We start from the raw sequence: 23,825 nt of genomic DNA, 5'->3' as shown, positions 1-23,825 counted from the left end.
CCGAAAACCTACATTTCTTTCTGCCGAAAACCTACATTTTTAAACTGCCCTTGACATCTCATTAATGCGGGAATAATTGGTAGATTGTCATTGATAAATCTCGTAAAATAAAGACAAACTTATGTTCATAAGGGGGCTGCAAAGTGTCACGAAAAGAAAAGTTTAGCAGGAAGAAGCACAAGGGATCGCTATTGAAGCGAAGTCTGTTGGTCCTTGTCCTGCTGGTTTTTGGTGGATTTATCGGATCACATATCTACTTTCAGAATCATTTTAAATTTACAAAAATTAATAATGTTGATGTTTCAGGGTTAACAGTAGCCCAGGCTACTAAGAAGTTGAATAATACCCATATTGATGAGAATGGCAATTATTTAGTTGTTCGTAATTCACGAATTAAAATTAACCAAAGTGATGTTAAGCAATTATTCAAAGATCGCAGTTCAATGGGGTTAATTACTTCCAAAAAATTAAATGCCAAGTCAGACGTTTCGACTAAGCAATATGCTTATAGAATTAAGACGTTATTGCCGCAATTTAAAAATCGAATCGATCAAATTAACACTGACCGGACACCAACAAGTGATTCAAAAGTCCTTTTGAAAAACCAAAAGTTAGTTGTTAAAAAGGGTAAACAAGGAAACGAACTTGATAAAGCAGCAATGGTTAAATCTTTTAAGAAACAAGCTAAAGATAATTTAATGATTTCTGTGAAGATGAAAAAGGAAGTCTCCGCAACACCAACCAGTACAACGATTGTTAATCAGAAGAAACAATTACGACAGGCTCTGAAAAATACCGTGACATTGCGAACTTACAATAAAACGTACCATTTTATTGCTAAAAATTGGCTAACGGATGGCCAACCGACTGCGACTGGTAAATATAAGTTTAATTCAGTAAAAATTAAAAACTGGGTTGCCAAATTTGCTGCTAAAGTAGACACAGCTGGTAAGTCGTTAACGATTACGGCGCCTAAACGAGTTAGAATTGCGGCTGGTGGAACGTATGGCTGGAAGATTAATCAAACGACACTTTCAAACGCAATTTTGAAAAATCTTCAAAAACAGGATTCAGCAACACTTAAATTGAGCAATTATGCTGTTGGGACTGGTTACGGTACTAAGGGTGTTGGTAAGACTTATGTGGCTGTTGATTTGAAGAACTTGGAAGAATACGTTTATAAAGATGGTAAGTTAAAGGTTAAAGTACCGATTATGTCTGGAACATTGACTGGTGGTAATGCGACACCAAAGGGCTCTTACTACATTATGTATCGTCAACGTCACGCGACCTTACGTGGTAAAAATAGTGATGGTTCGAAATATGCTTCTCCGGTTGGCTACTGGGAGCCAATCACAATGTCTGGTGTTGGGCTTCATGATTCACCATGGCAACCGGCTTTAGTTTATGGAAATCCAAGTGCCCGTGGTCAATATCATTCTCATGGTTGCTTAAATAATCCACCATCAAAGATGCCGAGCGTTTGGAAGTATACGCATACAAACGAACGAGTTGTTATTTATTATTAACGTAAATTGATTTGACTTTGGTTATAATGAACTAAGGTCCCGAAAAATAAAAAACAGATTTCAATTATCTGAATGACTGGACTGATGGTGTTGTCCTAGTTGGTCATTTGTGTGATTGGAATCTGTTTTTTTATAAATTATATTTTGTAAAGTTGATTTATTTGTAGTTCGTTATTTTATGAGATCTGATCGGCGTCATTTTCGTCGCTTAACAGAATTTTAATTCCCAAATATAAGTTGTAAACAAACATGCTTAAGTCAACTAGGGCCACTAACACGATTAAAATAACGAACATAATAGCAGTTGCCTGGGTCTGTTTAGTGGCAAGTCCCATAATCCCAACTAACATTAATGTAAGGATTGAAAGAATTACTGGAATTAAGTGAAGTAAAAACGCGTGTTTGGCTGTTTCATGAACGTCTTTATTGTTCGCAGTTAACAGCCAAACAATAAATGGAAAAATGAATGGTGCAAAAACAATTGAAAAATAAGACAATGCATTGATGATTTTCTTTTCTGACATGAGGACCTCCAAATAAATAGCTGCAATTAATGTGCAAGGCTTTCAACAAGCTTTACGAAATCTTAAAAACTAATAATATGAGCATAGCGTTTTTTACTGGTTGTTGTCAAATGTGGTGCCTTATTTTATATGATAAAGTTATATTATGATGTCTTATCTTTTATCGATAAACAAGGCATTATATTTGATAAAATCAATGTATTAACGGTAATATAAAGCTGGAGAAGGGAAGTCAGGCACGCAATTTAGAAAGGATCCGATACCTATGACAGATTTATTAAAGGGGAAAGTTGCGATTGTGACCGGTGCTGGTTCAGGAATGGGGAAGGCTATTTCGACCCGGTTTGTTGAAGAAGGGGCTCGGGTAATGTTGGCTGACATTAATCCAGATGGTCTCAAGCAGGCAGCTAACGACATCGATCCGACTGGAGAAGCCGTTGATACCGTTATTGCTAATGTAGCTAAGGAAGATGACATTGTTGCGATGATTAAAAAGACGGTTGACACTTATTCAAAGGTTGATATTTTAGTTAACAATGCGGGGATTGTTGACAATATTAAAATCATTGAAAATATGCCGGATGATCTTTGGAACCGGGTACTTGCAATTAACTTAACCGGACCATTTTTAGCATCGCGTGAAGCAGTTAAATATATGAAGAATCAAAAAGATGGTGGTAATATTATTAATATTGCATCGGTTGGTGGACTGTTTGGTTCCAGAGGTGGCGTTGCCTATACTGCTTCAAAACACGGTTTAATTGGAATTACGAAAAACATTGCAGCGACTTATGGTGTTTATGGCAATGTTCGAGCTAATGCAATTGCACCAGGTAGTATTGCAACCAATATTGGTAAAACACTTGATGCTCCTGATGAATTGGGAATGAAAGCATTAGGGGATGCTGGCGGCATGAATTCTCCTGTTGGTAAGCCAGAACAAGTTGCTGATGTTGCTGTCTTTTTAGCATCAGATCAGTCGAGCTTCGTTAACGGAACAGTTATTACAGCAGATGGTGGTTGGACAGCTCGTTAAATTAAATAGCTTCTGTATTTTAAACTTGTAAATAAAAATGGCTCCCAGCAAAATTAAACACATTTTGCTGGGAGCCATTTTTTAGTAATGATTAGTCGTCGTTATCTTTATTTTCTTGACGGCGTCTTCTAAATGAAACTTTATCACTGAGCTTTTTATCTTTTTCGGCCATGGATTTCTGATACATTTTATCATTAACGTACGGATAGGTCCACTTGACCATTGCAGACATGATAATTGGTAAAGTAATGACCAGAATAACTAATCCAACCATAACGGTCATTGCAACTTGGATCAGTGTTAGGACATTTGAAGGGATTAGCGCTGCAAAGGTACCCCCTAAAATGATAGCAGCTGAAATAACAACGGTGCCGATAATCGTTGATGAATTTAAGATTCGTCGACGAACATCCGGAATAGCACTGGCATCATCCCGATAACGCATCATCAAAAAGATACTGTAATCAACGCCTAATGCGATTAACATGATGAAACTAAAGAATGGGGTATTCCACGTTAACATGTTTTGGAATAATAAGTAACTGGAAAGCCATTTGGTAATTTGTAGCGAACCGAAGTAGGTGACAATTAAAGTACCAATGATTGTCAATGCTTGAACCAGCGAACGGGTTACAATCATCAATGCTAAGCCAATTCCGATCAGCATAATAGCCACAGTCCTCAAGAAGTCACCGTTGGCGGTTTTTTGCAGGTCAGCAGTTTGAGAACTTTGACCACCAATCGCAACTTTGGCATCTTTAAGATCACTGTCTTTTAGTCTAGCATTAACATCACGGGTAATCGTCCGAATTCGGTTAGCAGATTTAGTTGTGCTTGGGTCACTATTGAGAACAACTGAAATATTAGTGATTTTACGGTCCTTTGACATGTATGAGTCTAACGATGGTGTGAAGGTTGGACTCTTAACCGTTTCGGCGGGCATGTAGAAAGTATCGCCTAAGTAGGATTTCTGCATTTCCTTTAGATATTGGTTAACAGTATTAGTCCCGTCATCAATCTTGGAAAGGGCTGCATTAGCCGATGTCAAACCGGATTGGAGCTGCTTGCTTTGAGCTTCCAGTTGTTTCATTTTGGTGGTCAACTGTTGCATCCCGGCATTAACCTGGGCACTACCACTGGCAACTCGTTGCGCCCCTGAATTTAACGACGAACTATTTTGCCGTAATTGTCCAGCACCTTGATTGAGCCGACTAACTCCGCTTGAGAAAGGAGAGACCTGTGAATTAAGTTGACCAAGACCGGATGATAATTGGCTTGATCCAGCGGCCAGACCATTCACGCGATTACGAAGTGATTGAATCCTCGTGGTTCGGGATCGCAATTGTTGAACACCGCGATTGAGTTGTTGACTACCTGCTGATAATTGACCAACACTTTGTGATAGAGTGCCCGTACTCTGACTTAATTGAGAGGAGCCGCTGGACAAATTATTAACGCCGGCCGTGTAACTTTGAACACCGCGACTCAGCTGTTGGGCACCGGATTGTAAACTATTGGCGCCACTGGCTAATTTTTGTACTTGTGAAACGCTCTGTGAGGTGTTTTGACTGGCCAGTCTCTTATTCGCGCTGTCTAACCCCTTTTGAACTTTCTTCAGACCGTAGTTAGCCTGATTTAATCCAGCCACCAGCTTGCTTAGTTGACTCTTTAAGTAGAGTGACTTGATCTTGGTACCACCTGGTCGGGTGACGGAAGCGACACTTTTAACACCAGGTTCGGATTTAAGGTAACCGGTTAATTGGTCAATTTCTGCCAAATCCTTTTGGTTATTGAGCGGTTTCTTGCTTTGAATATAGACGGTTGAAGGGCCGGACATACCAGCAGGATAGTGGGCTTGGATCATGTTATAACCAGCTTTAGAATTGACAGTGTTTGGCAATTCAACGGCATCATTGAAATTCAACTTTTGAGTCCCGACAAAAAGTAACGGAATGGCAGCAATAACTAGAATGCCAACCATAATAAATGAATGGGACAAAGTAAGCCTGGATAAATGGTGCCATAAAAAGCTGCGATCATGGGCATCTAAGTTCTTGCTTGGCCAGAATAGGCGTTTGCCCAATGTTGACATGAAGAACATGTTTAGTGTTAGTAATACGGCGAGTAGAACAGCAACTCCCACAGCCACAGCGACACCGGAACGATAAAATTCAAATTTGGCAAGCGCAAGGGCGGTAAATCCAATTAAGACGGATGAGCCGCTATACAAAATTGTTCGACCGGCATGGTGTTGAGCAATCTTTGCTGCCGCAGCGGCTTCTTGGCCTTTTTTGATTTCTTCTTTGAAGCGGTCATACAGTAGAATATTGTAGTCGGTTCCAATCCCAAAGAGCACCACCACCATGAAAACTTGGGTAAAGTTTGAGATTGGAAAATTATATTTGGCGGCTAAATTCATAACCAGGTTTAACGAAATTAAAAATGATAAACCAACGGTGATCAGCGAGATAATTGGAATTAGAATTGATCGGAAAACGATAATCAGCACAATAAAAATAAAGATTGCGGCAATAATTTCGGTTTTCTTCAAACCTTCTTCGGTAATCTTTGAAAAGTCTTCATTTAAAATATCGTTACCGGTAACGTAAGTCCGCAGTCCGGCTGTTTTCATTTTTGCTAATAATTGATTGCTCTGGGAGCGGACTTTATATTTCTTTGGGACGGTGATCATGACCATCTGAGTTGTCTGATCATCGGAAACTAATTGCTTCTTTGCTGCTGCATTATCACCAGGACTCGTTACACTCACTGTATGTAAACTTGAATCGTTTCGAATGGCTTGAACTGTCGCTTGAATTTGCTGGGACTGTTCGGCAGTGATTTTACCATCTTTGTTGTTATAAACGGCGATAAGCGTTCGAACGCTTTTACCTCCTTCCTCTTTTTTTTGAATGGTATTGGCAACTTCACTTTGGACAGATGAAGGTAATGAAATTGCACCCTTATCACGGACCAGTTGTGAAATGTTGGGTAATGTAAAAATGGCAATTAACAACAGGCCAATCCAGATGATAAGTGCTAAGATATGTTTTTCTTTAAATTTCTGCATGATTTGACTTCCTTTCTATTTTGATTAATCGATTACTAACGTTCGTTCAAATTTAGACACTTGTATAAGTCACTTCAAGATGATAAACTCAACGTGAAATTGATGCAAGCAACAATTTAAGACATTTGTTTATTTTTAGACAAAATGCAATAAATGAAAAACAAAGGTGGGTCAATAATGAAATATGATTTGTCCAAGAAACCGACTCGCGGTGCGCAGCGAACTTTAGAAGCATTCTCCAAGACGATGTTAGAATTACTTTCTCAGAAGTCATTTGAACACATTAGTGTGAATGAAATCTGTGACATTAGTAATTTTCCACGAGCAACATTTTATAACTACTTCGATGACAAATATGATTTGGTTGACTATTGTTGGTACACGTTGGCCAAAGAAATTCAAGTCGACAAAGTCACTAAAGTTGAGTCAGATCGGGCATTAATTGTTTATTTTGACCGGCTGTATGATATTTTTGATAAAAATAAGCACCTGCTTAATAACATCCTTCAGAATAATCAGTTTTCCGGGCAGTTAGTTAATAGTTTTATTAATTATTTCAAAAATACAATGCAAAAAATATTCAGAAAGGCAATCGACTATTCTAAATATGACTTACCCGTTGAATTAATGGCAGACCATTGTAGTGACACAGTATTATTAGTGCTGGAATGGATCTTTCTTCGGCAACAGACAACCACTCAGGAACAAGCTCATAAATATTTGGATACCCTTTTAAATTGAGTACACGAATATCTTACCATGATCTACACATTAATTGAGCCGTTCGTGACATTAATAGCGTTTTCACTATATTAGCCAAGTTCCAATAACAAAACATAGGGTGTAAACAATAAAAAATAATGACATGTTTTTAACGGTTAGCAAGAATGTTTTCTGTTTATCCTGAACCCGGAAAAAGGGCTGCATTCCCTTCCACAAGATGGGGAATAATAATGTTGAAAGGGCGACCGGCCAAGGGGCGAGTCTTAAGAATACCGTAATCAACGGAAAAATCATCCCACTAATCATCAAAAGTTTCATGAGTCGGACGGATCCTGATTTACCAAGGTAGTAAGCCAGAGTAAAGCGATTGTTTTTGATATCTTCGTCCAAATCTGATGTATCGTTGGCGAGCTGGAGAACGAAGAACGTCAAAGTTAATGGTAAGCAGAGCATAAACGTAACCTCAGCTACCTTCCAAGTCATCTGGTTAGCATGATAAATTGACACGTAGACACAAACCAACTGAATTAGGTAAGCAATTGATAATGCCACCACGGTTTCACTGACCGGAGTGGCATTTATTGGATGTGAACCGGCAGTGTAGAAAATCCCGATTGCATAACCAACAATACCTAATAGAAGAATTGGCCAACCAGTTCGTAAAACAAGAAAGAAACCGAAAATAGCAGAAATGATGTAGAGTGCAACAGCCAATTTACCAACGGCTTTTGGATCTAGTCGGTATTTACCAATTGGATTCGTTTGTTCCATATAATTTTGATCGGCAGCATGTTTAAAATCAAAATAATTATCGGAAACATTAACTGCAAGATCAAAGATAAAGACATCAATTAGGCAAAGTAGGATATTGGTTAGATTGATTGTGCCGAATTGCTGATAAGCAATGGCGCCGCCAAGAATGAACCAGACAATATTTAATGGTGCAGTGTAAATTTCTGTCAAGCGATAAACATACTGCCATTGCAAAACTTTTCTCAAATTAAATCACCCCTGAGGTATTGATATTAATACATTTTGAAAAATAGAACGTCTTTTATTATACCAAAGAATCATGATAAATATTTGTGACTTCTGCCAAGATATGTTAGCATACATTTAATGTATTCGCATACAAGGAAATGATGAGAGTGAGAAATGATGCGTATGCTCTGGAGCAATGATTGAGATTTGGATACTCTTGAAAGTCTCAATCGAGCAATGGATTTGCAATTGCGAACAGGTTTAGACAGAACTGTCTAGGCAAGCCAAGCGCATTTGGCTACTTTATTACAGAAAGGAACGGGATTGATAATGTCTTTAACCGCAGATGAAGCTGCAGCTACTCGGGATGAATTACAGAAGAATTTTGATCTGGCCGGGGTGTCATTAGAACGGGCTGCTAAAGATTTACATTCAACTCCTGAACATATCCAAGCAGTTTTGAATTTACATCCTGCAAGAATTGAAGAGCCGTGGATATTAAGAAACTATTTATTCAAACAAATTTTGGCTCAAGAAAAAGAACCGTATCCGTTTAGTAAGTTGATTGGTGATCCAAAACGTTTTGGATTTTTGAACGATCAATTTATTGATCAGGGACAATTAGCTTAAAAATATTTTAGAAATTTAAAAAGAGACCAAGCGTAAATTGCACTTATTACGCTTGGTCTCTTTTACATCGATTATGAATCCGTTTTTTAATAATTATAAGTTTGTTTCACTGTTGTTAATTCTGAAGCTTTTATCCAACCATTCACTTGTGGATTAGCGGCATCTTGAACATAGTAATACGTCGCGTTGTTGTCACGGTTATTCTGTTTGGTGCCAACCTTGGTGACATTTAATGAATCATTTACGTATGAAGTTGTTGCGCTCAGATTACGTCCGACCTTATATTGAGTCCAATCGGGTTGTGTGACTGTTAATGTCGAAGATTTTGGCGTTGAGAAGTAATACGTTGTATTAGCAACATTTGGATCTAAAGTGCCTTCTTTAAAAGTTTGAACGGACTTTAAGCCATTGCTTACTTGAGTACTGTCATCGGCCGGGTTTGTGGTCCCAACATAAATCCAACCCCGGTAAGTCTTATTAAATGAAACAACTTTTAAATAGAAGTTACCATCATTAGTCTGGGCAACCCGATACCCGCGAAAATAGGTTTGACCTTGATCGGCCGTTGTGGCTAGTGTTTTAAGATCAGTTGCTTTGGCCAGAACCTTGGCACCACTTTGACCGGGAACTTTTGAATAAAGGGCATTTGCACCGGTGGGTAGATAATTTCTAGTATTAGCATCAGTCTGTAGTGGTTCATCTGTTAACACTGTGGTTGCAGCATCAGCTGACTTGGAAAAAGCGGTGACCGTTACTAAGCTAATGGTGATTATTAAAGCTGAAAAATAATGGGATAAATGTAATTTCAAATGACTTTCCTCCAATCAAATTATAATTATTCAAGAAGTATACACTTATTATGTGGGTAGTGCTATCCGAATTCAGTTAAAAATTAAAAAACGATGATAATTATATGTAACATTCAATGATTTGCTTGTGAGCCGTCGTTCCAGTGAAATCAAGCATCTCTTTTTAAAATAGACAAATCCATGTATGACTAAGATGACTGTTCAATTAATGATACAAATGACTTTTTAGATCCTAAAGAGTGCCAACGAGATGTCATGAATAAATAATCTGATTATTAAACAAATTTTAATTTTAGTATACTTTTTCTAATAGTCGTTGTATTCTAGTTTCAAGTTATTTTTTATTCGATTATCGTATATCTATGCAAGAGGAGTGACGATTATGTTGGGAAAACATGGACGATTATGGATTTCGCGTTGGGTGTTAACGAGTTTAATGCTTGGATTAGCAATCATTTTTTTAACTATTAGTGCGAATGCTGCGAGTGCTAATTCGCTGCAGCAGGAATTTCAACAGGCGGCAAAAAAATATCACGTGCCGGTTAAAGTTTTAATGTCGGTTTCGTATAATGAAACGCTTTGGGAAAGTCATAATGGCAAACCCAGTGTCGCGGGTGGTTATGGTATTATGCATCTAACGGATGTCAGCGCTTCAGCTGTTACCAGTTCTAAAAATGGGCTGAAGGTTGCCGCAAAAACGACGGCAAGTCAAACTTTGAAGAAGGCAGCCGCTTTGACAGGGAAATCCGTCAAAACACTTAAAACAGATACTAAGGCTAATATTGAGGGCGGAGCTGCTCTGTTAGCTTTTTATCAGAAGCAGTTGGGTAAATCATTGACTAGTGATGTTAATTCTTGGTATGGTGCGGTTGAAAAGTATAGTCAGGACGGCACCAAGCAAGCGGCAGCCTTTTTTGCCAATCATGTTTATAAAACAATTAAGAGTGGCGCGTCCAAGTCCGGCACGATCATTACTGCACAGAAGGTGAGTCCATTGAAAGATCAATCTGAAGATGCCCAACTTCAATCAACACCCGGGGCAACTGATGGCCCGGATGGATTACCGATTGAATGGATACCGGCACTTTATAAAGAATTTGATAATAAGGGTGATTATGGCAATTATGATATTGCCAATCGACCAAGTGATGGCTTGAAAATTGACTATATTGTCATTCACAATACAGAGACCACGTTTGATGAAGCGATTAATCTTTTTTCGACAACCGCAAGTTATACGTCTGCTAACTATGTCGTGAGCTCAGTTCAGGGAACCGTTGCTGAAATGGTTCAACCGCAAAATGTGGCTTGGCATGCCGGCAATTGGTACATCAATTCTCATTCAATCGGTATTGAGCATGAAGGTTATGCAGCTGTTGGCGGTTATTGGTACACGGAGGCAATGTATCAGTCCTCTGCCGATTTGGTTAAATATCTGGCCGCAAAATATAACATTCCGTTAAACCGGCAGCACATTATTGGTCATGATAATGTGCCGGGGTTAACACCAGCCAGTCAAAAAACAATGCACTGGGATCCAGGGACCTATTGGGATTGGAATCATTATTTTGACCTATTGGGTGTTAATTTCAAAGACAGTCAAGGAGCGGGTGAGTCAAATATTATTACAATTACCCCAGATGCCAATCACAACTTAACGGCTGATTCTGGTCAGAAAGTAACGGATGCCGGGGTGACATTACCACTAAAGGGTTCAAATTTCGTGTATCTTTACAAACAACCAAGTTTCAGTAGTGATCTGATCGCGGACAAAGACTTTACGACCGCTGATTCCGGTACCACTGAAAAAGATGATTGGACGGATAAGGCTGTCGAAGGACAACAGTTTTATAAAATTGGCCAATCCGGTGACTGGACTGAGATTGATTATGGCGGGCAAAATGCTTGGTTCTATAACCCAGACAACGCCAACACAACAGGCGCAACGGGTAAAGTTGTGACGCCGATAGGATCTAAAGCAATTTCAGTCTATGGAAGCGCCTATCCAAGTCAGTCGTTACTTAAGAAGAATAAGGTGACCGGTATTAAGCCAAGCCCAATTTACACCATGCAGCCAGGTCAGCATTATGTCTTCGGCGGTGAGGTGACTTCAGATTATTTCAATTCACATTTTGATTCAAATCGTGCTAAAAATGTGATCAAAGGAACTGATAAGTATGTTCAAATTCAGTTTAATCATCGAATTGCATTTGTGAAGGCAGCCGATGTCACGGTTAAATAACAAAGATTCGCCTAGAATGTAGTTGTTACCAAAATAATTTGTGCACATCGTATTTTAACTGAATGATAATTAATAAAAAATGACCTTAGGCAAAACAGTGCGTTTGTTTACCTGAGATCATTTTTATTTGGCCGGCAGTCAATGGGGGATTATTAAAAATGGAATGGCATTTCGGCAATTTTTTGTAAATAAGCGTTTCGTTTAGCTGATTTCGCGTTGCTAATGCCACCAAAATTTTGCCATTTGCCAGATTTAATACCAAGTTGTTTCAATGTTGTTTTAATAAAAATTTTTTGGACGGCATTTCCGCAAAACCATCGAAGGTAAAATGTTGGGGAAGTGGAAGTAGTCAGAACATACGCACGTTTAAGATTAACCAGCTCACCGCGGATGCCTGTCTTTGTAACGGTATGAGATAGGCCTTCACCTTCCTTCATTACTTTATCAATGAATCCCTTAAGCATGGCTGGGATACTGTTCCACCAAATTGGTGTGATAAAAATAATCCCATCAGCCTGTCGTAGTAAGTTTAAATATTTCGTCACGAGCGGATCATGGGTTTGACCACTGTGAAATAGCCGCAATTCTTCCTGATCATACACGGGGTTGAATTGTTCTGCATATAGGTCAATCATTTCCGGATTCAAATGTTGCTGTTTTAAATTATTGATAACTTGTTCCAAAATGGCGTGATTAAAACTGTTGACGTAAGGATGACAGTAAACAACAATAATTTTTTTCATGGGTGTTCAACTCCAATCAATTCAGTTGCGGCATTAGTTAATAATTTGTGATCATATTTAGCAACGCCATTTTGAATCAGAATGCCGTAGCCTTGAATGAATGACCAAACCTTAATGAACAGATTATCCACTGAGTCGCTAATATGATAAGTCACTTTAATATTCTGGATGAGTGCTTGGACATCATTCAGCAGTGGAAACTGATCTTTTTGATCACTTTGATAAACTGCCAGAACGCTTGGATTATAAAATAAGAATTCTGTTAAATTAGATTGCTCCTGAAATTGGGTAATCATAAATTCACCAAGGACAATTAAAGACGCAAGTGGGGTACTTGGTTTTGCATCCAGAACGAATTGTCGAGCATGCTGACTGAGTTGACTTGATAAGGTGATCGAAATGGTTGTGAACAGATCATTTTTATTGTCAAAGTGTTTGTAAAACGATCCGGTTGTTAAATGCAAGTCACCTAATAAGCGCCGTAATGAAATGGATTGGTATCCGGTTTCTTTGATTTGACGAATTGCCAGTGAGACAATTTCGTCTTTGGTATGATTCTTTTTTCCAGCCATTAAAACACTTCCTTTTGACTAAAAGATAACATCGTTACCCTATGGATGTAAAGTGACTGGAACAATTGTTGTTTTTTCCACTCTCTGTTAGTGTAAACACGATTGTTACCAAGCAAAAGGCAACTTCCGGCCGTGTAATCGAATTATCCAAATATTCAAATTTAGAATATCTCGCTGAACTTGTTACTTAATTAAAATTTGGACCAGCAAGTATACCCTGGCCATATAAGCTCCCTAACCTGACATTCTAAAATCGGGAATAACTTGTTTAACTTTTTATTTAGCCGAAACATGGGTCAACAAGCAGACCCCGGCCATATAAGCCCCCTGACTTAATATTCCAAAATCGGGATACCTTGCTGGCCTTGTTACTTAGCTGAAAACGTGGACCAGTAAGCAGATCCCGGCCATATAAGCCCCCTAACTTGATATTCCAAAATCGGGATACCTTGCTGGTCCTGTTACTTAGCTGAAACGTGGACCAGCAAGCAGATCCCGGCCATATAAGCCCCCTAACTTGATATTCCAAAACCGGGAATACCAAGTTAGGGGGCTTATATTCTGGGATCTAACCGCTTGCTGGTCCACTCTGATTTTATTTATTGATGGCTGTTTTTGATATTAATTTATCACCTGTAAACATCAAACTAATTGCTTTGCCGTCCTTGCCCGTTGCATAGGTGACACTTCTGGCAGAAAGTGATCCCTTTCCGGTCAGAGATTCGCTTGCCGGGGTTCCCAACTTTTTCACGACCGTTGCATAGGTATCGCCGGTTTTAACTCGATTGATGTTATCCTTTGCGATATAGCGGCGCTGATGAAGGCCGGCTTCAATGTAGCCTTTACCAACGGCATGACCTTTTAAAAATTCGACGGTAACCGCTGAGGCCCTAAAGCGCTTATTGAGGTTCGTCCAGGCATATTGAACGGCGGCTTTTTTGCTACCGTCATTAACCGTTACTTTGCTGGTACTATTGGGTTTGCCAAAGGCATCCTTGACAATTTGTTCGTCAGTCCCACCTTTGGCTGAGGTAATATTTGCGGTTGCAATTTTATCATAAGCGGCATGGGTGATTCCCTTATTAGTTTTAACTTTCAATGTTGATGATTGGCTGGCTTGCTGGGCATTCTTGGAATCATCTGAGCTATTTTTGCCCCCACAGGCTGCTAATGAAATTGTTGCTAATAAAATCGCACTAAATGTGAGTATCTTTTTCATAATTAATAAATCCCCCAATTAAATTCATTTTACTATTCTAAGAATAACAGACAAACCAAGTGAAGGAGGCATCCGGATGATACTTTACTGATTTTTAATGTAGCACCTGACACATGTTATGATTAATGACACTCAAAGCCTAATTCTCTAAAATAATTTCAAAAATGAGGATAAGTATCATCACGATGTTATGAATTGGTATATATTAAATTAAAGCATTCTATTGAATAGTGGTTGACATTTTGTGAAATGGGTATATATTATATTTCGTAAGTTGATGTTAAAAGATATTACATGAAATGAGGGCTTGAAAATATGAGAATTGAAAAAGATTGCATTGGTGAAATGTTTGTACCGGATGAAGCACTTTATGGCATCCATTCATTAAGAGCACAGCATAACTTTCCAATTACTGAAGAACGAGTGAATCCAGCAATTTTAAAGAGTTATCTTCAAATCAAAAAAGCGGCTGCTCTGACTAATCAGGCTGCAGGGACTTTGAATAAAGAAAAGGCTGCCTATATTGTCTCAGCTTGCAATCAATTATTGTTCTCAAATGATTTCGAACCATTTATTGTACCCGCCATTCAGGGTGGTGCAGGCACATCTACTAATATGAATGTAAATGAAGTTGTTGCCCATTTAGCGATGAAGATAAGCGCACAGGGTGGGAAAACGGCACTTGATATTCATCCCAATGATGACGTTAATCAATCTCAGTCGACCAATGACAGTTATCCGACAGCCGGTAAAATGGCAATGCTTAAATTGTTACCCGGATTACAAACAATGGTTGCCGATTTGGTTGATGCTTTAATGGTGAAATCAAGTGAGTATGAAAAGGCCATCAAAGTTGGTCGTACTCAATTGCAGGATGCGGTACCAACGACCTATGGCCGTACCTTTAAAGCATATGCGTCAATGTTTAAACGTGATTTAGCTCGACTAAAACATGTTGAAGTTGTTTTGAGTAACGTTAATTTAGGTGGCACAGCAATTGGCACGGGAATTAATACGACTCCCGAATATCAGGCTAACATCGTTCCGACTTTGAATCAGGTCGCTCATTTATCATTAAAACAGGCCGATGATTTGGTTGATGAAACTCAGAACAGTGACGCATTTGTCGCGTTCTCAGGAGTCATGAAGGGCCTTGCTGTTAACCTTTCGAAGTTCAGCAATGATTTGCGCTTGCTTTCCAGTGGTCCGCAAGCTGGCTTGAATGAATTATCGTTACCCAAGCAACAGGCGGGGTCGTCAATCATGCCTGGCAAAGTCAATCCGGTTATTCCAGAGGTGGTTGTTCAGGTTGCTTATGAAGTCATTGGTAATGACGTTACAGTGACGATGGCGGCTGAAAATGGCGAATTGGAATTAAACGCCTTTGAACCAATTATGTTTCGGGATATTTTAATGAGTGAGCAACATCTAACCAATGCGATCGAAACGTTGGTTGATAACTGTGTTAAGGGAATCAAAGTTAATGTTGATTATTGCCGCTCAGAAGTTGAACATTCATCAATTGCCGCGACAATTTTATCACCATTGCTTGGTTATGAAAAAACAACCGCTTTAATTAAAAAAGCGGTTGCGACTCATGAGTCTGTAAAACGAATCGTTGAAGGGGAGCGACTGTTGCCGACAGCGCTGGTTGAAGAACTATTTTCACCTGAGGTTTTAACGAATGCCAAACGGGTTAACCTTCCAGAAGTCGGAGCAATTGAGCAGTCTTCTGCCCGATAAGGATTATAAAATAAAATGGCGTGAACAACGTTTATCTGGTGGCGGCTGGGATAATAATCGTTTTAACCATTCTCTGTTAGTAAACACGATTGCCGAGCGAAATACGCGATAAAAGACAACTTCCTGTCGCGTAAACAAATTATCCAGATATCGGAATTATCTTGCCTATATTAAAACATGGACCAGCAAGTCAACCTCAGAATACACGCCCTATAAACTTAACATTCCAAAATCGGGAATATGAAGTTTATGGGGCTTGTATTTTGGGGTCTAATCGCTTTGAGCTACTCTGGTTTACTTTGAAAGCAATCCCTCGCTTTATTTGACAATAAGCATGGTAATGACAGGGTGGTTGAATAATAATGATGGATTTTCAAGGCCTGCTTCAGTCACCTATTCGGGATCTTAAATAAATTTGAAATGAATTTTTCCTTTACAGCTGTTACTTTGCCTTGGGTGCCTTATAATCAAGTTGGATTGAATAACGCGCATATCATGATCAAAAAGTGGGGATGATTTATTTATAATGAAGAATAGTGAAGCAATTAAACTGAATAACGCAGCAAAGCCCGCAGTGGCCGATTTAATGAAGACTTTAGGGACCGATTCAACCGGTTTGACAGAGGATCAAGCTGGGCAACGCCTTGAAAAATATGGGCCGAATACCATTCAAACGGCAAAGCAACGATCTGAAATTTTAATTTTTATTGAAAACTTTACTTCCTTAATGGCAATTTTGTTGTGGGTATCCGGTATTGTTGCAATGATTGCCGGGATGCCAGAATTAGGAATTGCAATTTGGGCGGTCAATGTCATCAACGGTTGTTTTTCGTATTGGCAGCAGCACGCTGCTCAAAAGGCCACCGATTCATTAAAAAAGATGCTGCCATCATATGTTAAAGTGACTCGTGGCGCGAAAATTAAGCAAATTCGGGTTGAAGAATTGGTTCCTGGTGACTTATTTAAAATTCAAGCTGGTGATTCAATTCCAGCCGATGCACGAGTCTTCAAGTGTTCATCATTACAGGTTGACGAATCATCGTTAACCGGTGAGTCTTTACCGGTTGAAAAGACCGATGAGTATAAACAGGGTGATGGTGAATTCGCACAACAAAATATTGTTTTTGCTGGGACGACGGTCACTAGTGGTACAGCTGATGGCATTGCCTTCGCAACTGGGATGAAGACGGAATTTGGACGAATTGCGAAACTCGCTCAGGGACAAAAACAAACCGTTTATCCACTGGAGCGAGAGTTGAATCATTTAACGCGTCAGCTGACCATCATTGCGTTATTAATTGGAATTGCATTTTTTCTATTGGCAATCTTTTTTGTCCACTATCCAATCGCAAAATCGTTTATCTTTGCACTGGGGATGATTGTTGCCTTTATTCCAGAAGGACTGTTGCCAACTGTTACGTTATCATTAGCACAAGGAACCCAGCGAATGGCTAAACGACACGCACTTTTAAAAAATTTGAGTAGTGTTGAAACGTTGGGTCAGACTACTGTCGTTTGTTCGGATAAGACGGGTACGTTAACACAAAACCAAATGACGATTAATCATCTCTGGTTGGCAGCGAAGGATTATGATGTAACCGGCACCGGCTACTTTACCAATGGTCAAATTCAGGTTGATGATCGACCGGTTGAGCTAACCCAAGAGCCGGATTTATCTCAATTGCTCCGGATTGCGACGTTAAATAATGACACTGAGGTCGATGAAGGAACCGGTGAAGAAAAAGCGAAGATTCTCGGAACATCTACGGAAGCGTCATTGGTCATTTTATCCCGAAAGGCTGGGATTGATGTCAAAACTGAAAATCGGACTTATCCGCGATTAAAAGAGTTGCCCTTTGATTCTAATCGAAAATTGATGTCAACGATTACTAAAAATCAGACAGGCCAAGTAATCATTGATACAAAGGGTGCCTTGAGCAGTGAGTTATTGATCTGTGATCGAATTCTGGACAATGGGATTGTTCGGCCGTTAACGGATGCTGATAAACAGCACATTATGGCAGTCAATGAAAAATATGCTAAGCAGGGGTTACGTTCATTAGCATTTTCCTATCGGGAGGTTGACCAGGATGATCCTTTAATCCATGTTTCTTTAGATAATTTTCAAATTGGAAATGCGGAAACTCACATGATCTTTGTTGGGCTAGCGATCATGTCAGATCCGCCGCGGCCGGAAATCTTTGACGCGGTTAAGAAATGTCGGCGAGCAAGAATCCGAATTATCATGGTGACGGGGGATAGTCCAATTACCGCAAAAAGTATTGCTGTTCGGATCGGCATTACGTCTGATAAAGCATCAGTTATTACGGGTGATCAATTGGATAACATGAGTGATGACGCGTTACGTCAGGCTGTAAAAGGCGAAGTAATTTTTGCCAGAGTTGCGCCAGAACATAAATTTCGGATCGTTTCAATGTGTCAAAAAAATGGTGAAATTGTAGCTTCTACCGGTGACGGGGTTAACGACGCACCCGCGTTAAAACGTGCTGATATTGGCATTGCGATGGGGGTAACCGGAACTGATGTTGCAAAGGATGCTGCCGATATGATTTTGACGGATGATAATTTTGCTTCAATCGTTAGTGCGATTGAAGAAGGCCGAACGGTTTATAGCAATCTGCAGAAGTTTCTGCTTTACATTTTGAACAGTAACATGCCTGAAGCCGCACCATCAGTTGTTTTTCTGTTAACTCGCGGCTTGGTCCCGCTCCCATTAACTGTTATGCAGATTTTGACTGTTGATTTAGGAACTGATTTACTGCCGGCTTTAGGATTAGGCATCGAGAAGAGCGAGCCTGGCATTATGAATCAACCACCACGTCCCCAAGATAGTCATCTATTAAATAAGTCGATTATTTGGAAAGCATTTGGTCTTTATGGCTTGATTGCTTCAATTATTTCCACTGGTGCGTATTTCTTTGTTAATCATGAAAACGGTTGGCCGAATATATCGTTGGCGTCATCGGGAGTTGGTTATGCTGAAGCGACAACAATGACGTTGGCCGCAATCGTTTTCTGCCAAATTGCGGCCGCAATGAATTGCCGGACTCAAATATCGTCTGTTTTTTCAGTTGGATTATTTAGTAATCGACGAATTTGGCTTGGAATCGGTGTTGAAATTGGGTTAATTGCATTATTGATGTACGTACCGTTCCTGCAAACCGTCTTTAACACGGGCCCGTTAAATATCATCGAGTGGGGCTTTCTATTTTGTATTCCAGTACCACTATTTTTGCTGGAAGAGGGGCGAAAGTGGCTGCTTAGAAGATATTCTACCAGGCATTCGAATGACCCATCATGATAGATTTGACGTGAATTTAATGTTAAAAGCTAACCAGCATTGCTAATAATAAAAAACATCTTCGAATTGCGGTTTTTCACCGTTACAATTCGAAGATGTTTTACTTTAAATTTAAATGACGATTACCAGGGTCGTTTCAATGAAACCTGTGGACCAGCAACAATTCCCGCCGAGATCATTTGATTATAGATTGCTTTACCAAAGTACGTACTGCTAAGACTGTCAAAATGCCAGTTGTCCAGTAATGACGCTCCGGCCATATCGATTAAGTGAACGTTGGGATCTTCTTGCCCAATTTGACGAATGATGGCATCAATAACCGGATCAAATTGTTCTGAGGAATGACTGATTGTGCCAGTAAAAATCGGCAGTTGACTGTTACCGATGATCCCGCGACAGTACGCGAACACGGCCTTTAAATTCTGATAATAATGTTCTGCGGCAAGTGGCGAGTAAGATTGTCGGTCGGCTTCGCCTTGATGCCAAAGCATGGCCCGAATTTCGATTTTATCAGCGTTGGCAAACATACATTGACGGATAAGATGTTCAAAGTGACACAGCAGTGAATGATCAGGAGAATCGAGTTGTTCGTAAAACGCCGTCCAATGATTAATATTATCACCGGTTGGGTCAATCGATGTCCCACCTTGTGACCATTTCATGACGTAAGTTTCCTGTTGAGCCAACTGTGTTAAATAGTAATAGGTGATTAAATCAAATCCCCAGCGATTAGCGTCTAAGTCTGCGGCATGAATCCCGTTTTCAAATTTTCCCTGCAAATAATGAGGCGTGTAGTTTGAGCAATAGTAACAGTTATTGAACGGAATGTTGATACCATCAGGGAGATCGGCAAGGGGAACTCTGCCATCAATGTTGGATTGACCTGCAGAAATGATGGCCAATTTTTTGGCTGGCGAACTGGATTTAGGTGCGGCTCCTTTTAAATACATCGAAGCGGTCAGGGCATTAATATCTACTTCTGAATGACGCAAAGGCAATGTAGCCAGCTCCTTGTTAGTTGATTTTAATTTTCGTTGATCTTAAGGCTAATGAAGTCAATTGTATTTGATGGAATGATTAATTTCAAGATTAACTTTTAATCATTGGTGACGATACTAAAAAGGCCTGGGACAATAGTCGTTTTACCCAGTCTCCGTTAGTTTAAACACGATTGTTACCGAGCAAAAACGCGGGACAAAAGGCAACTTCCTGCCGCGTGACCGAATTATCCAAATATTCAAGCCCTGAATATTCGGATAATCCGATTACGCTCTGGAAGTTAAGCGCCTTTTGTCCCGCTCTGCTCCTACCAGCATCGAAAATCAGTTAGCCGGTTTATTTTTTGATGTGATCAGCAACGTTGTAAGTTACTTTGCCTTGATTAACTTTTAAGTAAGTTAATTTTTTATTCTTTTTAGCAGTGACGGTGATCTTTGAATACATTTGATTAACGTAAACATTGTGGAATGAGCTGGAGCGTCGTTGAACTCGGACAACAAATTGATTCCAAGTGGCAGGCTTATTATTCTTCAAATCTTTAAGAGCTTGACTGGATTTGGAAATCTTGATTGAAGTTCCTTTATTTTTATCAACCTTAATCTTAGGCTTCTTACCAAATGGGGTATTGGTCCGGGAGTTGAATAAGTATTGATTGAGTTCCCGTTGAATGGTTTTGTGGCTTGGACCATCGTGCAGCGTGAACATGCTGCCGACTGCCATGATCATTAGAAAGGCAACGATATATGTAACCAGTTTACCGAATGGCTTTTGGTACCACTTTAGAATTCGTTTGACATCCGGATTCTTGATCTCATCTTCTTCAAGCCAAGGCTGTTTTGCGCCGCAATAAGGGCAAAAGTTGGAATATGCGGGGATGGTTTTACCACACATTACGCATGTCTTAGTCTTCTCTTCCGACATTATGCTGATTCCTCCAATTATGAATTACTCAATAGTTTCCCTGAACTTTGTCAGTGTGAATATGAGTGTGGTAGACTAGCCGCTTAATTGCTATTACCACCACACAGATGATTGAACCCAATAGAAAACAGCAAAACTATCCTCAAAGTTCTGCTGCTTGATTATTGACGATATTCATTATACATCTTGAAGCATTCCTTGTGGGGGTGGGGAGAAAATAGTAATGAAATAGTAATCAGATGCGCAAATAAAAATTCAATCCAAACGTAAGTGAATGCTAATGATGAAAGTCAGCAATTAAAATAGTTGTCAGGTACGCTGGCATTTCCCATAGTCCGCTATCCATGACTCTACTGCTTGGTGTCACGTTTTTCTAAAGCATCGCGAACTACCGGAATTTCCCAAAGGAGTGGGCTGAAATTACTGTCAAAACTAATGTTGAGCACTTTTGACGCCCGGGTCATTCCGACATAAATTAAACGTCGCTCCTCTTCAATCAGCTGAGAATAATTACGAATACTTGTGTACCAATTATAAAGTAAATTCATTTCTTTATCACTGTACTGTTCAATTTGGAGCTGTTTAAGATCAATATGTGGATTTCGTTTAATTTCTTCAGTTTGTTCGATAAAGGCGGATTCAAGAACACTGGTTAATTCACTGATTTTTTTGCTTTGGCTGGCAAGCGACTGCCAGCGATCAATAAAATCTTCAAATGAAATATCGGGATGAAACCAACGATTAATAATGGTCGTTCCAGTTGGCAGCTGCTTGTCAGTTAAGCCGTACAAGTAAACGTATTTGAATTCCAATCCCTTCGCCTGGTGAAGGCTTAGAAACTGAATATGATCGGAATCACCGGTTGATAGATTATCTTCCAGCAATTGTTTTTTCGTGGTCTCTTGGTCAAACCACTGATCTAAATCTGTGACTTGTTTTAATTCGGTGATTAGGTAATTGGTGGTATCAGTCAACGTTTCTTTTGAGATAAAATCGTTTGACGTCATATAGTGGAAATAAACAGCTGTCAGTTCCTGAATGTTTTGCCAAATTTGTTGAATCGTTTTTTGTAAAGCATCAGTTGATGGGGCTTTTTGCCATTGGTGTTTGCTTCTTTGAATTCGATTAACCATCCTCTGAATTCGCTGGTCTAAACGGGCAAACCGTTTTTGATTCGTTGTTTTTTGGTGTTGATCGTTAAATACTTCAGCGGCACTGAAATAAGCCGTCATTGAAGTTAATTTGTCACCCGAAGCATTTTCAATGTCAGTCACATGACGGCGATAAGTGGTAAACCCAATTCGAGTTGCTTGAGAGTGGAATTGTTCAAAATCATCCTCCCAGAATGCTTGGGTTAAATGAATTAGTATCCGATAAATCAGTGTATGTTGTAAAATAGCGGCTCGATTATTGATGTTAACCAAGATATTTTGATTAGCCAACCAATCCGCAACCAAGGTTCGGTCAGAATTAAATCGGACCAGCAGTGCGATTTGATGGTTATCAATTTTTGGATCTTTTATTTGTTGAATCAGCTGGCGAAACATTTGGCTGTCCGGATCAAAACCAGTATGCGCCATTTGATAAACGTTAACCTTGCCGTCGTCTTGACTAAAGGCTTTCAGTTGCTTAACCAATCGGACATGGTTGGAAGCGATCACTGGTCTGGCTTGTGTTAAAATGTGGCCGCCGGTTCGATAATTGGTTGAGAGATGATACGTTTTGGCCGCCGGTAACAGGTGGTGAAAGTTTAGAATAAAGTCTGGATTACTGCCCCGAAAAGAATAGATACTCTGATCATCGTCACCGATCACAACAAGGTGTGCTAAAGCATCGTCAGAGAGAAGCTTTGTCATAATTTTCCATTGTAAATTATCAATGTCTTGAAATTCGTCCATGACGACTAATTTGAAGCGAGTCATGGTCTGTCGGAAAGTGGGCAGGTAAGCGTCATCGTTCAACAATTGATTTAGCTGAATTTTCATGTCATTAAAGTCGACTAACCGATCTTGCCGCTTTAAATTGGTATATTCATTCATTACTGATAAATAATCCGTATAGAATCCAAGATCAAATTCATCTTTGCCGGCTTCACGTAACTGATTTCGGAGTTCCTTGGGATCGATCAGGTCGGCGAAGGCGTTATCGGAAATGCCTCGATTAACGATGAATTCAGCTAATTCAAACATGTTGTCCAAAATTTCATTTGGTGAGTTAACTTGACTATGTGTGTGTTTAATGTGAGTGCTTAACTTTGGCGCAAAATGTTTGTAACTCGCCAGAACCTGAGTCTCTCTAAAGGCGGGTGTGATGCGTAATAACCGGTAGAATAAGGCGTGAAAGGTACTAAAATAAGGGGCTTGGGCATCAGATAAATCCATCCCAACTTCGCTGAGTTGATCCAGATACTGTTGGTATCGAACTTGCATATCAGTTTGTGCCTTCTTAGAAAAGGTGATACCTAAAATTGCACGTGCTGAAATATCACCTGTCATAATGGCGACTAAAGTTGAAAGCATAAAAATAGTTGTTTTTCCGGCACCGGCGCAAGCGTTAATGAGCGTTGGTTGAGAAAATGGCTGTTTTAAGATCCGAAGTTGTTCATCAGAAAATTGCATGCCGGTTGCTTTTTCTAATAAGTCAATTGCTTGTTCACGAGTTAAATTTAATGTTGATTGTACCAAAAAGGTCTCCTTTTAATTGACATCAGAGTCATGATATGTTGCTTGAATGCCTGTCGATGTGAAATGTCAAATACGTTA

17 protein-coding genes are annotated in these 23,825 nt (G+C 39.6%); 7 read left to right on the top strand and 10 right to left on the bottom strand.

The features are described from left to right. The first annotated feature begins 143 nt into the window (after positions 1-143). A complete protein-coding gene (locus FC85_RS13195; RefSeq protein WP_057865981.1) occupies positions 144-1,529 on the top strand; it encodes a L,D-transpeptidase in 1,386 nt (461 codons plus the stop codon). A gap of 176 nt (positions 1,530-1,705) precedes the next feature. Here FC85_RS13195 and FC85_RS13190 read toward each other — a convergent pair whose 3' ends face one another. Then, entirely contained in the window at positions 1,706-2,053 is a 348-nt protein-coding gene (locus FC85_RS13190; RefSeq protein WP_057865980.1) for a magnetosome magnetite crystal formation protein family, read from the bottom strand. A gap of 265 nt (positions 2,054-2,318) precedes the next feature. Between FC85_RS13190 and FC85_RS13185 the strand changes: the two genes are divergently transcribed. Further along, positions 2,319-3,089 (top strand): SDR family oxidoreductase, encoded by a 771-nt coding sequence (locus FC85_RS13185; RefSeq protein ID WP_057865979.1) that lies wholly within the window; start codon positions 2,319-2,321, stop codon positions 3,087-3,089. A 91-nt stretch (positions 3,090-3,180) separates the two neighbouring features. Here the strand turns inward: FC85_RS13185 and FC85_RS13180 are convergent, their stop codons facing one another. Continuing rightward, positions 3,181-6,159 (bottom strand): MMPL family transporter, encoded by a 2,979-nt coding sequence (locus FC85_RS13180; RefSeq protein ID WP_057865978.1) that lies wholly within the window; start codon positions 6,157-6,159, stop codon positions 3,181-3,183. 177 nt (positions 6,160-6,336) lie between these two features. On the opposite strand from FC85_RS13180, the gene FC85_RS13175 reads away from it, so the two are divergent. Then, complete coding sequence (locus FC85_RS13175) at positions 6,337-6,900, top strand: TetR/AcrR family transcriptional regulator (protein ID WP_057865977.1); 564 nt, start codon at positions 6,337-6,339, stop codon at positions 6,898-6,900. 66 nt (positions 6,901-6,966) lie between these two features. On the opposite strand, the gene FC85_RS13170 is transcribed toward FC85_RS13175, so the two are convergent. Beyond that, the gene (locus FC85_RS13170) at positions 6,967-7,881 is read right to left on the bottom strand and encodes a prenyltransferase (protein ID WP_057865976.1); all 915 of its coding nucleotides are present in this window, start codon (positions 7,879-7,881) and stop codon (positions 6,967-6,969) included. A 312-nt stretch (positions 7,882-8,193) separates the two neighbouring features. Between FC85_RS13170 and FC85_RS13165 the strand changes: the two genes are divergently transcribed. After that, the gene (locus FC85_RS13165) at positions 8,194-8,493 is read left to right on the top strand and encodes a DUF2316 family protein (protein ID WP_057865975.1); all 300 of its coding nucleotides are present in this window, start codon (positions 8,194-8,196) and stop codon (positions 8,491-8,493) included. 86 nt (positions 8,494-8,579) lie between these two features. Here the strand turns inward: FC85_RS13165 and FC85_RS13160 are convergent, their stop codons facing one another. After that, positions 8,580-9,302, bottom strand: a complete 723-nt coding sequence (locus tag FC85_RS13160) for a GW dipeptide domain-containing protein (protein WP_057865974.1) — start codon at positions 9,300-9,302, stop codon at positions 8,580-8,582. 436 nt (positions 9,303-9,738) lie between these two features. Here FC85_RS13160 and FC85_RS13155 point away from each other — a divergent pair, with 436 nt between their 5' ends. Continuing rightward, complete coding sequence (locus FC85_RS13155; protein ID WP_057865987.1) at positions 9,739-11,544, top strand: N-acetylmuramoyl-L-alanine amidase; 1,806 nt, start codon at positions 9,739-9,741, stop codon at positions 11,542-11,544. A gap of 152 nt (positions 11,545-11,696) precedes the next feature. Here FC85_RS13155 and FC85_RS13150 read toward each other — a convergent pair whose 3' ends face one another. The 3 genes from FC85_RS13150 to FC85_RS13140 form a co-directional block, all read right to left on the bottom strand. Beyond that, positions 11,697-12,287, bottom strand: a complete 591-nt coding sequence (locus FC85_RS13150) for an NAD(P)H-dependent oxidoreductase (protein ID WP_057865973.1) — start codon at positions 12,285-12,287, stop codon at positions 11,697-11,699. After that, positions 12,284-12,859 carry a TetR/AcrR family transcriptional regulator gene (locus FC85_RS13145; RefSeq protein WP_083485142.1) on the bottom strand — a complete coding sequence of 192 codons (576 nt, stop codon included), beginning with the start codon at positions 12,857-12,859 and terminating at the stop codon, positions 12,284-12,286. Before FC85_RS13145 ends, FC85_RS13150 begins: the two co-directional genes overlap by 4 nt. A 595-nt stretch (positions 12,860-13,454) precedes the next feature. Further along, positions 13,455-14,078, bottom strand: coding sequence for a DUF3862 domain-containing protein (locus tag FC85_RS13140; RefSeq protein WP_057865972.1), 624 nt, complete (start codon positions 14,076-14,078; stop codon positions 13,455-13,457). 315 nt (positions 14,079-14,393) lie between these two features. Between FC85_RS13140 and FC85_RS13135 the strand changes: the two genes are divergently transcribed. Further along, a complete protein-coding gene (locus tag FC85_RS13135; protein ID WP_057865971.1) occupies positions 14,394-15,821 on the top strand; it encodes an aspartate ammonia-lyase in 1,428 nt (475 codons plus the stop codon). 526 nt (positions 15,822-16,347) lie between these two features. Further along, the gene (locus FC85_RS13130) at positions 16,348-19,143 is read left to right on the top strand and encodes a cation-translocating P-type ATPase (protein ID WP_057865970.1); all 2,796 of its coding nucleotides are present in this window, start codon (positions 16,348-16,350) and stop codon (positions 19,141-19,143) included. 122 nt (positions 19,144-19,265) lie between these two features. Here the strand turns inward: FC85_RS13130 and FC85_RS13125 are convergent, their stop codons facing one another. From FC85_RS13125 to FC85_RS13115, 3 genes are all read right to left on the bottom strand, one after another. Continuing rightward, a complete protein-coding gene (locus FC85_RS13125) occupies positions 19,266-20,141 on the bottom strand; it encodes a sialate O-acetylesterase (RefSeq protein WP_225427610.1) in 876 nt (291 codons plus the stop codon). Between the two features lie 337 nt (positions 20,142-20,478). Then, positions 20,479-21,063, bottom strand: a complete 585-nt coding sequence (locus tag FC85_RS13120; RefSeq protein WP_057865969.1) for a zinc ribbon domain-containing protein — start codon at positions 21,061-21,063, stop codon at positions 20,479-20,481. Between the two features lie 350 nt (positions 21,064-21,413). Further along, positions 21,414-23,747 (bottom strand): UvrD-helicase domain-containing protein, encoded by a 2,334-nt coding sequence (locus FC85_RS13115; RefSeq protein WP_057865968.1) that lies wholly within the window; start codon positions 23,745-23,747, stop codon positions 21,414-21,416. Positions 23,748-23,825 lie beyond the last annotated feature (78 nt).

Origin of the sequence: Lentilactobacillus diolivorans DSM 14421, from assembly GCF_001434255.1 — a bacterium.
GTDB lineage: Bacteria > Bacillota > Bacilli > Lactobacillales > Lactobacillaceae > Lentilactobacillus > Lentilactobacillus diolivorans.
Note: the sequence above shows the minus strand (reverse complement) of the source record. Positions and strands in the feature narration are given on the sequence as shown.